This window comes from Mycobacterium sp. AT1 (assembly GCF_002043095.1).
Classification (GTDB): Bacteria; Actinomycetota; Actinomycetes; order Mycobacteriales; family Mycobacteriaceae; genus Mycobacterium.
In genome coordinates this window covers 26,488-41,466 of record NZ_MVOC01000111.1, presented here as the reverse complement: position 1 = coordinate 41,466, position 14,979 = coordinate 26,488, and the positions used below count along the sequence as shown (strand labels likewise).

The following is a 14,979-nucleotide window of genomic DNA, read 5'->3' as shown; positions in this document are numbered from 1 at the left end:
GACCGCCTGGCCTGCCTGTGTGACACCGAGGACTGCCCCGCGGCGCAGAACCCGCCATCGACGGGGGTGGTGGTCTACGTGATCGCGAGCGCGGACACCCTCGACGAACGGCCCGTGCCACCCCTGCCGCCACCCCCGCCGCCACCACCACCGCGCCGACCGCTCGAGCGACACTGCACCAGATTGCGAGTCCCGCGGGCACCTCCCCAGTGACCCCAGCGACAAGCGCACCGCCCTCGACGGCGAACCCCCGGCCATGTTCACCAAGCCGCTGCGCGAGCTGACCCTCACCGAAGCACTCACCCCCACCCCGGGTCGCCTAGCCTGCCTGCGGCCCGCCGCCCTGATGGGCGGGCAGTTCCTACCCGGCGCGATCGCCTGCCGCGCCGCAGTCGGCGCGACCATCACTCGGATCGTGCATCCCGGACAGGCCCCACCGGAACCCCGGTACCGACCGTCGAAGAAGCTGGCCGACTTCGTCCGCTGCCGCGACATGACGTGTCGTTTCCCGGGCTGCAAGGTGCCGGCCACGAATTGTGATGTGGACCATACGATTCCGTGGCCCTACGGGCCGACCGCGGCGTCCAACCTGAAATGCCTATGCCGAAGACATCACTTGTTGAAGACCTTCTGGGGCGGCGAGAGTGGTTGGCGGGAGCGGCAACTCGACGACGGCACCATCGTGTGGACCGCACCCGACGGACGCACCCACGCCACCACCCCGGGCAGCCGCCTGCTGTTCCCAGAACTATCCGAGCCAACCGCAAAGGTGGTCACTGCCGAGACACCTGTGAGTCACACCGCCGGTCTCACCGTGCCCCGCCGAAAGAGGACCCGAGCTGAGGACCGCGCTAGACGCATCCAAAGCGAACGAGAATCGAACGACCCGTGGAACTAGTTGCCCGCGGGGGCCGCGACTTCGGGCGGCGGCGCGTCAGCGGGAGCTGGGGGCGCTTCGCCCGCCGGCACGTTGGCCGGCACGGCCAACGTGAACGGGACCGTGGCCGACCGCAAGTTGCCAAGCTGGACGACCAGGTTGTAGGTGCCCGGTCCGATCGGCTGGCGCGGAAGTGGGCAGTTCGCGGCGGAACCCATCCCGGTCCACGTCACCTCGGTGGTCACCTGCTCGCCGGGATTGAACGTCTTGACCAACGTCTCGTTGGACGGTGCGCAGTCGAGGTTCGACCACAACCGGTTGTTGTCGAGCCCGTACACGTAGGCCGCGAGCACGGCGGCGCCGACGTCGCGCTTGCACGCCACCAGGCCGATGTTGGTGACGACCATGGTGAACTTCGGCTGATCGCCGACGACGTAGTTGGGCTGACTGGTGATGCCCTTGACCGCCAGCGCCGAGTCGGGGCAGTCGTCGCCCTCCTTGAGCACCGGCGGCGGGACGACGGCCTCGACGGCGGTCGGAGTCGGGGGCGGGGACTGCTGGGCTGGCGGCAGGATCGGCGTCTTGACCTCGGGATTGGCCCCGGGAAGCTGGGGCGCAGTCGCTGCGGGAGTCGAGGTCGGCTGGGTGGGAGCCGAGTCTCCGCTGCTGTTCGCGAACACCACTACGACGATGGCTATCACGATGACGAGCGCGAGCGCTCCGACGCCTATCGCGAGGAACCGCCTGCGCCGGTAGATCTCCGGCGGCAGCGGGTGATGCGGTTCGGTGTCCAGCACACATACACGGTAAGGCGGTGTCGGGTCATGACGTCCGACCTCGCCCGGCGTGTCGCCGGTGGGCTACTCCACTCCGATGTCGCCGAGGTGCTCGCGGAGGCGCGCGCGACCATCGGCAAGCTGATAGGTCACGCCCGCGATGGCCAGCGAGCCAGAGTCGACGGCGTCCGAAACCGCCTTCGATCGACTGATGAGCTGCTTGGCGGTCGCCGAGACGTGGCGCGCCTCGAATTCGTCGACCCTGGTCAGGCCCTCGTTGCGGCCGAGGAGGATCGACGGAGTGATGCGTTCGACGATGTCGAGCACGTAGCCGCCCGGCACCTCGCCGTCGTCGAGCGCCGCCAGCGTGGCCTTGACCGCGCCGCAGCTGTCGTGCCCGAGCACCACGATGAGCGGCACGTTCAGCACCGTGACCGCGTACTCGATCGAACCGAGGACCGCCGAATCCAGCACGTGGCCCGCGGTTCGCACCACGAACATGTCGCCGAGACCCTGGTCGAAGATGATCTCGGCTGCGACCCGGCTGTCGGCGCATCCGAACACCACCGCGGTCGGCTTCTGCCCCTCGGCGAGGCTTGCGCGGTGCTGGATGCTCTGGCTGGGGTGCTCCGGGGTACCGGCGACGAACCGGTCGTTACCCTCGCTGAGTGCCTTCCATGCAGTTATCGGGCTTGTATTCGGCATGGCCACATTGTGCCTGGAGTAGGCACTGATGGTCGACGCGGGCGAACTCCTCAAATGGTATTCACATGCGCAACGGGATCTGCCGTGGCGGCAGCCGGGTGTCTCGGCGTGGCAAATCCTGGTCAGCGAGTTCATGTTGCAGCAGACCCCCGTCGTCCGGGTGGAACCGATCTGGCGTGACTGGGTGGCCCGCTGGCCGACGCCGTCAGCCACCGCCGCCGCGAGCGCGGCCGACGTCCTGCGGGCGTGGGGAAAGCTCGGCTACCCGCGTCGGGCCAAGCGGCTGCACGAGTGCGCGACCGTGATCGCGACCGAACACGGCGACGTGGTGCCCGACGACGTCGACGCGTTGCTTGCGCTTCCGGGCGTCGGCACCTACACCTCACGGGCGATCGCCTGTTTCGCCTACGGCAAGCGAGTTCCGGTGGTGGACACCAACGTGCGCCGCGTGGTCGCCAGGGTCGTACACGGCAGGGCGGACTCCCCCGCCAGCGTCCGCGACCTCGCCGACGTCGACGCCATCTTGCCCAATGACGAACGCGCGCCTGGGTTTTCGATCGCCCTGATGGAGCTCGGCGCGATCGTGTGCACGGCCCGGTCACCCAAGTGCGGAGTGTGCCCGCTGAGCATCTGCGCATGGCGCTCGGCCGGCTTCCCACCGTCGACCGAGCCGGCCCGGCGAGTACAGAAGTTCGCGGGCACGGACCGGCAGGTCCGCGGTCGGCTGTTGGACGTGTTGCGCGCCGACGCGGCTCCGGTGACGCGGGCTCAATTGGACGTGGCGTGGCTGACCGACCCTGCCCAGCGCGACCGGGCGTTGGACTCGTTGCTCACCGACGGCCTCGTCGAGCAGACCGCCGACGGCTTGTTCGCGCTCAGCGGAGAAGGCGGTGAAGCCGGACCGTCGAACGTGCTGGTGAACTAGCCTTGGCAGGTGGCCGTACCCGTCTCCCGGGCTCCGCGCACTCGTTACGCATCGCGGGGCGATCTGGACATCGCGTACCAAGTGATCGGCGACGGCCCGGTTGATCTCATCGTGATGCCGGGGCCGTTCGTTCCGATCGACTCGATCGACTCCGAACCCTCGATGTACCGCTTCTACCGGCGATTGTCGTCGTTCTGCCGGGTCATCCGATTCGACCACCGCGGGATGGGGATGTCCTCGCGCATCGGAGCGGACAAGATCACCCCGGCCTGCTGGGCCGAGGACGCCGTGGCGGTCATGGACGCCGTCGGTTGTGAGAGCGCCACCATCATGTGCTCCGGCTACACCTCGATGAGCGCGCTCTTCCTGGCGGCTGACCGCCCCGAGCGCGTGGCCAACCTGGTGGTGGTCAACGGATCCGCCCGCGTGCTCTGGGCACCCGACTACGACGTGGGGGCCCAGCCCCGCACCGCCGGTTCGTTCGCCGCGGCGTCGACGGAGTCCGACGCCGTGGAGCGCGGGGTCGACGTGCTCGCCATGGTCGCACCGTCGGTCGCCAACGATCAGGTCTTCCGCACGTGGTGGGATGCCGCGGGCAACCGGGCGGCCTCACCGAGCATGGCCAGGAGGTCGAGCCAGGCGCTCACCGACGCCGACGTGCGTGACAAGCTGCCCGCCATCACCGCGCCGACGCTGATCGTGCACCGCGAAGACGCCACGTTCGTCGGCGTCGGTCACGGCCGCTACCTCGCCGAGCACATCCCGGGGGCGCGCTACGTCGAATTGCCCGGCGCCGACACGCTTTATTGGGTGGGCGACGCGGCGCCGGTCCTCGCCGAGATCGAGGAGTTCGTCACCGGGTCGCGTGGCGGCTCCGATGCCGAGCGCGTGCTCACCACGATCGTGTTCACCGACATCGTCGGGTCGACGCAGCGCGCCGCCGCCCTCGGCGACGACCATTGGCGCGACCTGCTCGACAGTCACGACAATCTGGTGCGACGGGAACTCAGACGCTTCGGCGGACGCGAAGTCAACACCGCCGGTGACGGTTTCGTCGCGACGTTCAGCAGCCCGAGCGTGGCGCTGGATTGCGCAGAACAGATCATCGGCTCCGTCGCGACCCTCGGCGTCGACGTCCGGGTCGGCATTCACGCCGGCGAGGTGGAGGCCCGCGGGCAGGACATCGCAGGCATGGCCGTGCACATCGGCGCGCGAATCACCGCGTTGGCGGGGCCCGGCGAGGTCCTCGTCTCGTCGACGGTGCGTGAAATCGTGACCGGCTCACACCGAACCTTCAGCGACCGCGGCGAGCATCGACTCAAGGGCGTGCCGGGCGCCTGGTGCGTCTACGCCGTATGAAACCAACGGTCCGCTAAGCCGTTGCCGCACAATCGGAGTCGTCGCTGGAGAATCGGCGCCGATAGTCCGACGGCGTGACGCCGACGACCCGTCGGAAGTGGTGGCGCAGCAGGGTCGCGGTGCCGAAGCCCGCCTTGTCGGCCACTCGGTCGACGTCGAGGTCGGTCTCCTCGAGCAGGCGGCGGGCGAACAGGACTCGCTGGTCGGTGACCCATTGCATCGGGGTACGGCCGGTCTCCTCGACGAACCTGCGCGCGAACGTCCTGGCCGACATGTTGGCCCTGGCGGCAAGGGTACCGACGGTGTGCGGCTCGTCGAGATTGGACAGCACCCAATCCAGTTGCGGTGCAAAACCTTCCGAACATCGAACGGGAATGGGTTGCTCAATGTACTGGCGTTGACCGCCGTCGCGCTGTGGCGGCACCACCATGCGACGGGCGATGGTGTTGGTGACCTCGCTGCCCAGCTCGCGTCGCACCAGGTGCAGGCAGGCGTCGATGCCTGCGGCGGTGCCCGCGCTGGTGATCAGGTTGCCGTCGTCGACGAACAGGACGTTGCGGTCGATCTCCGCGGTGGGGTGACGGGCGGCCAGGTCGTCGGCGTGCATCCAGTGCGTCGTGCACTTGCGGCCGTCGAGAAGCCCTGCGGCGCCGGCCAGGAACGCCCCCGAGCAGACGGTCAGGATGGTCGACCCGGCTTCGGCGGCGGCCCGCACCGCGGCGAGCGCCTCCTCCGGGTAGTCGGTTCCGATGAACGCGGGGATGGCGACGAGGTCGACTCCGACGAGGGCGTCGAGTCCGGCGTCGGGCACCAGGTACGCGCCCACCGACATCCGCAGCGGTACGCCGGGTTCTGGGCCGCAGACCTTGAAGTCGAAGTTGGGCACGCCGTCGGCCGAACGGTCGATGCCGAAGACCTCGCAGATCACCCCGAATTCGAACGGCGCGACCCCGTCGAGAACCAATGCAGAGACGCTCTTGAGCATGGCAGCATCTTAATGCACCACGTCCGTACTGCCACTGTTGGCGGAATGTTTTCGGTCAAATAATTGCTGCCATGAACGTGATACTTGCCTTCCTGATCCTGTCCGCGCCCTTCGCCATCGCCGCGCTGCTGAGCTGGGCCAGCCACCGCAACGACACGTTGCGTGGGCACCTCGTCAGACAATTCGGCGACCCCGACTGGTACCGCGTCCAACACGACGCCGACGCCGCCCGCACCCGCTTCGAGAACGTTCCGGCATGGCCGGCGTCAGGCAGAACGGGTGAACACCGCTAGGCGAACTGGGCCAGGAACGGCTCGACGGCGTCGCGGTACTCCCGCGGCGCGTCGTCATGAACGAGGTGGCCAGCCCCCGGCACCCGCAGGTAGGTCGCCTGCGGGCCGGTCGTCCGCATCCGGACCATCTGGCCGGGTGGCGTGACGGAATTGCCCGCCTCGACGAGCAACGTCGGCGCGCGCACCTCTTGCCACTGCTGCCAGTAGTCGCGCTCTCCCCACTGCGCCGCGATCTCTATCCAGCGCTCGGGACGGCCGTGCAGTCGCCACCCGGTGTCGGTGCGATCGAACGCCTCGACGAAGTACCGTCCGGCGACCGGCCCGAACTCGTCGAGCACCTGCTGCTCGGACCCGAACTCGGCGGGCAGCGCGTGCAGCCACGGCTCCCACGGACCCGTCGTCCTGCCGCGGAAGTCGGGTGCCATGTCCTCGACGACCAGCGCGGTCACCAGATCCGGCCGAGCCGCGGCGAGGCACCACGAGTGCAGTCCTCCCATCGAATGCCCGACCAACGTGGCGGGCCGCCCTAGCGCCGCGACGGCGTCGGCCAGGTCGTCGATGAACCGCTCCGTGCTGACGGGATGCGGATCCTCGACGTCGCGGCCGCGGTGCCACGGCGCGTCGTAGGTGTAGACCTCGCCAAGCCCGGTCAGCCACGGCAGCTGTCGCGACCACGTCGTCCCCCGACCCATCAACCCGTGCACCAGGACGATGGGCGCGCCGGCACCGCCGCGGCCCACTAACAAGTCCGAAGGCATCCCGACATCCTGGCAGCAGCTCCCCGACCCCAGATAACGAACCGGTAACGTGGACCCCATGGCAGTGGTGAAGATCAACGCGATCGAGGTTCCGGCCGATGCAGGCCCAGAGTTGGAGAAGCGCTTCGCCAACCGTGCGCACGCAGTCGACGGCCAACCTGGCTTCCTCGGCTTCCAGCTCCTGCGTCCCGTCAAGGGCGAGGACCGCTACTTCGTCGTCACCCAGTGGGAGTCCGAGGAGGCCTTCCAGGCCTGGGCCAGCGGTCCTGCGGTCGAGGCCCACGCCGGTCAGCGCGCCAACCCCGTCGCCACCGGCGCCTCGCTTCTCGAGTTCGAGGTCGTCTTGGACGTTCAGCGGTCGGGAGCGTAGCTAGGTGGGACTGCGGGCCACAGCCCTCGGTGTTGCCTCAACTCTGATCGCCGCCCTGGCGTGCGGGTGTGCGCACACCGGCCCGGCCGCACCGGCCGAGGCCGCCTACGGCGCACACATCGAAACCAACACCCCGCCGGGCCTGCGCGCCAAGCAGACCGTCGACATGCTCAACTCCGACTGGCCGATCGGGGTCCCCGGCGTCTCGACCCTCGCCGCCGCCCCCCAGGTGGACGACATCGCATTCGTGATGGACAAGATGTGGTGGGACCGGCCGTTCACCGTCTCTGGCATCGACTACGGCGCCGGGCAGGCCACCCTGCACCTGCTGACCTCCTACGGCGTCGGCCAGGACATCGAGTTGCGCACCAACGACGCCGGGATGGTCGACCGCTTCAAAGTCACCCTGCAGAAGGCGACGATCACGCAGTGGTCCGACGTCGACGCCGAACTGACCAAGTCCGGCGCGCACTACTCGTATCAGGTCTCCAAGGTCACCGACGGCACGTGCACGAAGGTGGCGGGCACCAACGTCGACGACTCGCTACCGCTGGCGTCGATCTTCAAGCTCTACGTCCTGCTGGGCATCGCCGACGCGGTCAACGCGGGCACCCTCGGCTGGGACGATCAACTGACCATCACCAAGGAAGCCAAGGCGGTCGGTTCAGCCGGGTTCGACCACCTGCCGCCCGGGGCCCGGGTGTCGGTGAGAGATGCTGCGCAACAAATGATTTCGGCGAGCGACAACATGGCAACCGACCTGCTGATGGCCCGGCTTGGACCAGGAGCCGTCGAACGTGCGCTCGTCCACGCCGGTCACCACGACCCCGCCAGCATGACCCCGTTCCCCAACACCCACGAGCTGTTCTCGGTGGGGTGGGGTGAGCCCGATCTGCGCGAGCAGTGGAAGTCCGCGTCGCCCCGGGATCGCGCGGCGATCATCGCGCAGACGAACACCCGCCACTACGAACCGGATCCGGAGCGCACCCACACGCCCGCCTCCCCCTACGGCGCCGAGTGGTACGGCACCGCACGAGACATCTGCCGCGTGCACGCCGCCCTGCAGACGGCTGCCGTCGGGCCCGCGGCGCCGATCAGGGACATCCTGTCGGCCACCCCGGGCATCGAACTCGACAAGACGAAGTGGACCTACATCGGCGCCAAGGGCGGAAATCTGCCCGGCGACATCGGCTTCAGCTGGTACGCCGTCGACCGGACGGGCCAGGCCTGGGTGGTCAGCTTCCAGGCGAACTGGCCGAAGTTCCGCAGCCTGACGGCGGCGAGCTGGCTGCTGTCGATAGCGCAGGGCGCGTTCGGTTTGGTTCAGCCGGCCTAGCCCGTTGACCGCAGCGTCCACGACCCGCCGCGAAGGTGCATGACGGTACGACAGACCGGACCGACGTCGACGCGCCAGAAGGACGCCGACGGCGCACTCAAGGCGTAGACCACGGCGGCCCTGACGACGCTGGGATGGGTCACCGCGACCAGCCGGCCCCGGCGATCCGACAGCGAATCCAGCCAACCGCCGACGCGGGTGACGAGTTCGACCACCGACTCACCGCCGTGGGGCGCCTGCGTGGGATCGGTGAGCCACAGCGTCAGCTCGCCCACCCCAATTCCGCCGAGCACGCTGCCCCGCCATGCGCCGCAGTTCAGGTCCGCCAGCAGCGGCTCGGTCTCGGCGCGCAACCCCAGTAGGTCCGCGGTCTGCCTGGTGCGGGTCTCTGGCGCACAGACGGCGGCGTCGACGACCCCGAGGTCGACGGTTGCGTCGACCTGACGCTGCCCCAGCGCGTTCAGGGCCTCGTCACGCGGAAATCGTCCGGCTGCCATCGCATCCGTCATCGCATGGGAGACGAGGGTCAGCCGGACGATCTCACTCACGTGCTGGCGCCGACCTCCGCGCCAGTCCTGCGGGAGTCCAACACCTTTGAGATCGACGCCGCGAACACCAGGCCGATCGTCGTCCAGACGATCAGCTGGGTGGTGAACGTGTAGAGCCGGAACTCGTACATGTCCACCGCCGGGAAGCCGGGGAAGACGATGACGCCCGCGTCGTTCACCATGGGGCCGGGGGTTTCGTTGATCGTCGGCAAGACCAACATCACCACGAACACCGCGACGAGGTACGACGCGCCGCCGACCAAGGTCGCGTTCCAGGCGCCGAGCTTGGGAGCCAGTTGGCGCCCGAAGTACACGGCGGCGACCATCAGCAGCGCCGACAGCCCGACCATCAGCAGGTACAGCATCGAGCGCTGGAAGATCGTGGAGTCCTCGCTGGTCGCCGGCGGATTCGGCGGGTACTTCAGCGCCGGGACGATCCACAGCGAGACGAACATGGCCCCGGCGACCAGCACCGACAGCATGCGGGCCGAGACGTTGCCGACCCGGCCGTGCGCCACCGCGAAGACCACGGCGAACAACGCCCCCATGGCGACGGCGAACAGCAGCACGCCGAAACCCATGCCAACCGTCGACTGGATGCCGCGGCTGAACAGTTCGCCGCCCTCGCCGTGGCTGTGCCCGCTGGTGGCCGCCTCCATGGCTTCGTGCGCGGCGGACGTGCCGTCCTCGAAGTCGATGGCCCGACCGATCACGGGCTCCAGGAAGATCTTCGCGAAGACGAACGCGAGCACGCCTGCAATGGCGCCGGCCAGGAGGCCGCGCCCAATGATTTGCTTTTCCATCTTGGGTTTCTCCTGCCCGTCAGTGGCAGGGGAACCCGAGGAGGTGACGAGCGTCGTGGACGAACTCGTGGATGTACATGTTGTCGCCGAACACCGACGTAGCACCCTGGTCGACGCCGACGAAGTACAGCACCAGCAGAGCGAAGAAGGCCGTCAGCGACAGCCACAGGGCCGCCTTGGTGGCGGTGAAGTCGATCGCGGGAGCGACGCTCCTGCGGGCCTCGGAAGTTGTCATGTCAGATGTCCTTTCGGGAGTTCGCGTCCCGTATCAAGAGTGACGTACGTCGGGTCTGACTTTCACAGTGGCGCGACCGCTCTGGATTTTCACCAGCATTCCTTCGTGCGTCGGTTACTCGAGCATCATAGGCACAGGCGAGCACGACGCCACTCCTAGACGACGAAATGGGCGGCACCCCTTGTACGGGGTACCGCCCATTTGTCGTTTCAGTGCTGCCGAATTACTCCGGAGCGCCCGCCGGCGCCAGATCCGGTGCGTCGACGACGGGCCTGGTGGCACCGACGAAGGTGAACACCGCATCCTCGCCGGCACCCTCGCCGTCCCAGTTGTCGACGTCGACCGTGACGACCTGTCCCGGACCGACCTCGTCGAAGAGGATCTTCTCGCTCAAGGCGTCCTCGATCTCGCGCTGGATCGTCCGACGCAACGGACGGGCTCCCAGCACCGGGTCGAAACCACGCTTGGCCAGAAGCGACTTCGCCTTGTCGGTCAGCTCCATGGTCATGTCCTTGGCCCTGAGCTGGTTGCCGACGCGGGCGATCATCAACTCCACCATCTGGACGATCTCTTCCTTCGTCAGCTGGTGGAAGACGATGATGTCGTCGATGCGGTTGAGGAACTCCGGGCGGAAGTGCTTCTTCAGCTCGTCGTTGACCTTGAGCTTCATCCGCTCGTAGTTGTTCTCGCCGCCACCCTGGGTGAAGCCGAGGCCCACCGCCTTGCTGATGTCGGACGTGCCGAGGTTCGAGGTGAAGATCAGCACGGTGTTCTTGAAGTCGACCGTCCTGCCCTGACCGTCGGTCAGGCGACCGTCTTCGAGGACCTGAAGGAGCGTGTTGTAGATCTCCTGGTGGGCCTTCTCGATCTCGTCGAACAGCACCACCGAGAACGGCTTGCGGCGCACCTTCTCGGTGAGCTGGCCGCCCTCTTCGTAGCCGACGTACCCGGGAGGGGCACCGAACAGCCGCGACGCGGTGAAGCGGTCGTGGAACTCGCCCATGTCGATCTGGATCAAGGCGTCGTCGTCGCCGAACAGGAAGTTGGCCAGCGCCTTGGAGAGCTCGGTCTTACCGACACCGGACGGGCCGGCGAAGATGAACGAGCCCGACGGACGCTTGGGATCCTTCAAGCCGGCACGCGTACGACGGATTGCCTTCGAGACGGCCTTGACGGCGTCCTCCTGGCCGATGATCCGCTTGTGGATCTCGTCCTCCATGCGCAGCAGACGCGTGGTCTCGGCCTCGGTCAGCTTGAACACGGGGATACCGGTCCAGTTGCCGAGCACCTCGGCGATCTGCTCGTCGTCGACTTCCGCGACGACGTCCAGGTCACCCGAGCGCCACTGCTTCTCCCGCTCGGCCCGCTGACCGACCAGCGTCTTCTCGCGGTCGCGCAGGTTGGCCGCCTTCTCGAAGTCCTGCGCGTCGATCGCAGATTCCTTCTCCCGGCGGGCGTCGGCGATCTTCTCGTCGAACTCGCGCAGGTCTGGCGGTGCGGTCATCCGGCGGATGCGCATCCGGGCGCCCGCCTCGTCGATCAGGTCGATCGCCTTGTCGGGCAAGAACCGGTCGTTGATGTAGCGGTCGGCCAGCGTGGCCGCCGCGACGATCGCGCCGTCGGTGATCGAGACGCGATGATGCGCCTCGTACCGGTCGCGCAACCCCTTGAGGATCTCGATGGTGTGCTCGACGGTCGGCTCGCCGACCTGAACCGGCTGGAAGCGTCGTTCCAGGGCGGCGTCCTTCTCGATGTACTTGCGGTACTCGTCGAGGGTCGTCGCACCGATGGTCTGCAGCTCGCCACGAGCCAGCTTCGGCTTGAGGATCGACGCCGCGTCGATCGCGCCCTCGGCGGCACCCGCACCGACGAGCGTGTGCAGCTCGTCGATGAACAGGATGATGTCGCCGCGGGTGTTGATCTCCTTGAGCACCTTCTTCAGGCGCTCCTCGAAGTCACCGCGGTAACGGCTGCCTGCCACCAGAGACCCGAGGTCCAGGGTGTAGAGCTGCTTGTCCTTCAGTGTCTCGGGCACGTCACCGTGCACGATGGCCTGCGCCAAGCCCTCGACGACGGCGGTCTTGCCGACGCCGGGCTCGCCGATCAGCACCGGGTTGTTCTTGGTGCGGCGGCTCAGCACCTGCATGACCCGCTCGATTTCCTTCTCGCGGCCGATGACGGGGTCGAGCTTGCCCTCCATCGCGGCTGCGGTCAGGTTGCGACCGAACTGGTCGAGCACCAGCGACGTCGACGGGTTGCCCGCCTCGCCGCCGCGGCCACCCGTGCCGGTCTCGGCGGTCTCCTTGCCCTGGTAACCGCTGAGCAGCTGGATGACCTGCTGACGCACGCGCGTCAGCTCGGCACCCAACTTGACCAGGACCTGGGCGGCGACGCCTTCGCCTTCGCGAATCAGGCCGAGCAGAATGTGCTCGGTGCCGATGTAGTTGTGGCCGAGCTGCAGCGCCTCGCGCAAGCTCAGCTCCAGCACCTTCTTGGCGCGCGGGGTAAAGGGGATGTGGCCGGACGGTGCCTGCTGGCCCTGTCCGATGATCTCCTCGACCTGGCTGCGCACACCCTCCAGCGAAATGCCCAGCGACTCGAGCGACTTCGCCGCGACACCCTCGCCTTCGTGAATGAGGCCAAGGAGGATGTGCTCGGTGCCGATGTAGTTGTGGTTCAGCATCCTGGCTTCTTCTTGAGCCAGGACGACAACGCGCCGTGCGCGGTCGGTGAAGCGTTCGAACATCGGTGGTTACCTGCCCTCCGTAGATAGCGCAGTCCTCACACGGCGAACCGTGCTCTGCGCTTGACGTCCACTGTAGTGGGCGGCAGCTCTGGGTGTCCCGCTTGTCCTCTCGTAGTGAAAGACCGAACGGTGACCTTTTCCAGGCCGCAGGGGTTCCAACGCCCGATCCGCGCGGATCGGTTCCGCCAACGGGCACGACGACGCTTCGCCGCTAGCGAAAGTCGATCGTCGTACCCAACGGGGAAACGTACGTATGGCTACCCGCGGTTACGTTGCCGCGTGGAATGCGTCGATCACGTCGGCCGGAATGCGGCCGCGCGTCGAAACGCTGTGTCCGTTACGGCGCGCCCAATCCCGGATGGCGGCGCTTTGTTCGCGATCAATCGTCGCGCGTCCACGGCCCGATCCGGCCGAGCGGCCACGGCGACGGCCACCGACACGGCGACCTGCCTCCACCCATTGTTTGAGATCGTTTCGAAGTTTCGTCGCATTCTTCGACGATAGGTCGATCTCATAGCTGACGCCGTCGAGTGAGAATTCGACGGTCTCGTCGGCAGAACCCTCACCGTCGAAATCATCGACTAACGTGACGGTCACTTTTTTTGCCATTGGCTCACACTGCCCCTTCTGCACGGGCGCGTAGTCATACTTCGCTCGAAACCCTGAACAATGTTGGCATAGGAAGCGACGCAATTCAACACAAAAGTATGAAACGCCTTCCGGCTAGCCCTGCCGACGCGCATCCCTTCGTACGAGGGGAAACAAAACCGTCTCCCGGATCGACAAGCCCGTCAACGCCATCAACAAGCGGTCGACGCCCATTCCCGTTCCGGCGGTCGGGGGCATCCCATACTCCAATGCCGCCAGGAAGTCCTCGTCGAGAACCATTGCCTCGTCGTCACCCGCGGCAGCCGCACGTGCTTGGGCTTCGAACCTTTCCCGTTGCACCACGGGATCAATCAATTCGGTGTAGCCGGTGGCCAATTCGAAGTTTCGGATGTAGAGATCCCACTTCTCGGTGACGCCGGGGATACTGCGATGCTCGCGTGTCAGCGGCGACGTCTCCACGGGGAAGTTTCGTACGAATGTGGGCGCCCACAGGTCTACTCCGACGGCGTCCTCCCAGAGTTCTTCGACGAGCTTGCCGTGACCGAATCCGCGATCGCGAGCGATTTCGACACCGCGACTCTCGGCAATCGACCAGAGATGATCGGTCGGCGTATCGGGAGTGATCTCCTCGCCAAGCGCCTCGGACAGCGACGGGTACATTTCGACCGTCGCCCATTCCCCGTCGAGATCGTAGGTCGTGCCATCGGGCAGTGGCACGTTTCGGGTGCCAATCGCCTCGTCGGCGACCTCCTGAATAACTTCGCGCGTCACGACGGCGCAATCGTCGTAGGTGCCGTAGGCCTGATAAGTCTCGAGCATGGCGAATTCCGGTGAATGCGTGGAATCAGCGCCCTCGTTTCGAAAGTTCCGATTCATCTCGAAAACCTTCTCGAAACCACCGACCAAGCACCGCTTCAGGAACAACTCCGGCGCGATGCGCAGGAACAGGTCGGCGTCGAGGGCATTGGAGTGGGTCACGAAGGGCCGTGCGGCGGCACCACCAGCAAGGGTTTGCAGCATCGGCGTTTCCACTTCGAGAAAGCCGCGTCGCTCGTAAGCCGAACGCACCGCACGAACGACCGCAATCCGTTGGCGGGCAATGGTGCGAGCTTCCGGACGCACGATCAAGTCCACGTAACGCTGCCGCACCCGCGACTCTTCGCTGAGCTCCTTGTGCGCGACGGGAAGGGGCCGCAGGGCCTTCGAGATTATTTGCCAAGAATCGGCAAGCACAGACAGTTCGCCGCGCCGCGAGCTGATCACCTCACCGTGGACGAACACGATGTCGCCAAGGTCGACGTCGGACTTCCAGGCGTCCAGTGACTCCTTGCCGACGCCGTCGAGGCTGATCATCGCCTGCAGCTGGGTGCCGTCGCCCTCCTGCAGCGTTGCGAAGCACAACTTTCCGGAGTTCCTGGCGAAGACCACCCGACCGGCGATCCCGACGATCTGCCCGCTCTTGGTGTCGACCTCCAGGTCGGCGTAGGCGGATCGGAGTTCGGCCAGGGTGTGGGTGCGGGCCACCTCGACCGGATACGGATTGCGCCCCTCTGCGAGCAGTCGCTCTCGCTTCGCCTGACGGATCCGGAACTGCTCGGGTAGATCGGAGTCGTCGTTCGTCGGACCGGCCTCGGGAACATCTGCGGAGCTCACG

16 protein-coding genes and 1 pseudogene are annotated in these 14,979 nt (G+C 66.9%); 7 read left to right on the top strand and 10 right to left on the bottom strand.

Features of this window, described 5'->3' with window-relative positions; translation table 11 throughout:
* Together B1790_RS35555 and B1790_RS33545 are read left to right on the top strand one after the other, a co-directional pair.
* Positions 1–213, top strand: a pseudogene (locus B1790_RS35555) (HNH endonuclease); the annotation flags it as partial.
* A gap of 43 nt (positions 214–256) precedes the next feature.
* Positions 257–898: an HNH endonuclease signature motif containing protein gene (locus B1790_RS33545; RefSeq protein ID WP_079927578.1), complete on the top strand. Its 642-nt coding sequence runs from the start codon at positions 257–259 to the stop codon at positions 896–898.
* Here the strand turns inward: B1790_RS33545 and B1790_RS33540 are convergent.
* Positions 895–1,674, bottom strand: coding sequence for a hypothetical protein (locus tag B1790_RS33540; RefSeq protein WP_142271674.1), 780 nt, complete (start codon positions 1,672–1,674; stop codon positions 895–897). The genes B1790_RS33545 and B1790_RS33540 overlap by 4 nt on opposite strands.
* A 63-nt stretch (positions 1,675–1,737) precedes the next feature.
* On the bottom strand, positions 1,738–2,358 hold the full coding sequence (locus B1790_RS33535) for a carbonic anhydrase (RefSeq protein WP_079927577.1): 621 nt from the start codon (positions 2,356–2,358) through the stop codon (positions 1,738–1,740).
* Between the two features lie 28 nt (positions 2,359–2,386).
* On the opposite strand from B1790_RS33535, the gene B1790_RS33530 reads away from it, so the two are divergent.
* Both B1790_RS33530 and B1790_RS33525 read left to right on the top strand, forming a co-directional pair.
* Complete coding sequence (locus tag B1790_RS33530) at positions 2,387–3,283, top strand: A/G-specific adenine glycosylase (protein WP_079927576.1); 897 nt, start codon at positions 2,387–2,389, stop codon at positions 3,281–3,283.
* Between the two features lie 9 nt (positions 3,284–3,292).
* On the top strand, positions 3,293–4,642 hold the full coding sequence (locus B1790_RS33525; RefSeq protein WP_142271673.1) for an adenylate/guanylate cyclase domain-containing protein: 1,350 nt from the start codon (positions 3,293–3,295) through the stop codon (positions 4,640–4,642).
* A 13-nt stretch (positions 4,643–4,655) separates the two neighbouring features.
* On the opposite strand, the gene B1790_RS33520 is transcribed toward B1790_RS33525, so the two are convergent.
* Entirely contained in the window at positions 4,656–5,627 is a 972-nt protein-coding gene (locus B1790_RS33520) for a helix-turn-helix domain-containing protein (protein WP_079927575.1), read from the bottom strand.
* A gap of 71 nt (positions 5,628–5,698) precedes the next feature.
* On the opposite strand from B1790_RS33520, the gene B1790_RS33515 reads away from it, so the two are divergent.
* Positions 5,699–5,920, top strand: a complete 222-nt coding sequence (locus tag B1790_RS33515; RefSeq protein WP_079927574.1) for a hypothetical protein — start codon at positions 5,699–5,701, stop codon at positions 5,918–5,920.
* On the opposite strand, the gene B1790_RS33510 is transcribed toward B1790_RS33515, so the two are convergent.
* Entirely contained in the window at positions 5,917–6,678 is a 762-nt protein-coding gene (locus tag B1790_RS33510) for an alpha/beta fold hydrolase (RefSeq protein WP_079927573.1), read from the bottom strand. The genes B1790_RS33515 and B1790_RS33510 overlap by 4 nt on opposite strands.
* A 58-nt stretch (positions 6,679–6,736) precedes the next feature.
* Between B1790_RS33510 and mhuD the strand changes: the two genes are divergently transcribed.
* Together mhuD and B1790_RS33500 are read left to right on the top strand one after the other, a co-directional pair.
* A complete protein-coding gene (gene mhuD / locus B1790_RS33505; RefSeq protein ID WP_056553523.1) occupies positions 6,737–7,048 on the top strand; it encodes a mycobilin-forming heme oxygenase MhuD in 312 nt (103 codons plus the stop codon).
* 4 nt (positions 7,049–7,052) lie between these two features.
* Positions 7,053–8,384, top strand: a complete 1,332-nt coding sequence (locus tag B1790_RS33500) for a serine hydrolase (RefSeq protein WP_198952194.1) — start codon at positions 7,053–7,055, stop codon at positions 8,382–8,384.
* Here the strand turns inward: B1790_RS33500 and B1790_RS33495 are convergent.
* From B1790_RS33495 to lysS, 6 genes are all read right to left on the bottom strand, one after another.
* Positions 8,381–8,932 (bottom strand): histidine phosphatase family protein, encoded by a 552-nt coding sequence (locus tag B1790_RS33495; protein WP_079927572.1) that lies wholly within the window; start codon positions 8,930–8,932, stop codon positions 8,381–8,383. The genes B1790_RS33500 and B1790_RS33495 overlap by 4 nt on opposite strands.
* Positions 8,929–9,735, bottom strand: coding sequence for a CbtA family protein (locus B1790_RS33490; protein WP_079927571.1), 807 nt, complete (start codon positions 9,733–9,735; stop codon positions 8,929–8,931). The genes B1790_RS33495 and B1790_RS33490 overlap by 4 nt, the downstream gene beginning before the upstream one ends.
* A gap of 19 nt (positions 9,736–9,754) precedes the next feature.
* The gene (locus B1790_RS33485) at positions 9,755–9,970 is read right to left on the bottom strand and encodes a CbtB-domain containing protein (RefSeq protein WP_056552966.1); all 216 of its coding nucleotides are present in this window, start codon (positions 9,968–9,970) and stop codon (positions 9,755–9,757) included.
* Positions 9,971–10,193: 223 nt separating this feature from the next.
* Positions 10,194–12,716: an ATP-dependent protease ATP-binding subunit ClpC gene (gene clpC1 / locus B1790_RS33480; RefSeq protein ID WP_079927570.1), complete on the bottom strand. Its 2,523-nt coding sequence runs from the start codon at positions 12,714–12,716 to the stop codon at positions 10,194–10,196.
* Positions 12,717–12,983: 267 nt separating this feature from the next.
* Positions 12,984–13,325: a histone-like nucleoid-structuring protein Lsr2 gene (gene lsr2 / locus B1790_RS33475; RefSeq protein ID WP_056552959.1), complete on the bottom strand. Its 342-nt coding sequence runs from the start codon at positions 13,323–13,325 to the stop codon at positions 12,984–12,986.
* A gap of 114 nt (positions 13,326–13,439) precedes the next feature.
* On the bottom strand, positions 13,440–14,978 hold the full coding sequence (gene lysS / locus B1790_RS33470; protein WP_079927569.1) for a lysine--tRNA ligase: 1,539 nt from the start codon (positions 14,976–14,978) through the stop codon (positions 13,440–13,442).
* Position 14,979: the final 1 nt, after the last annotated feature.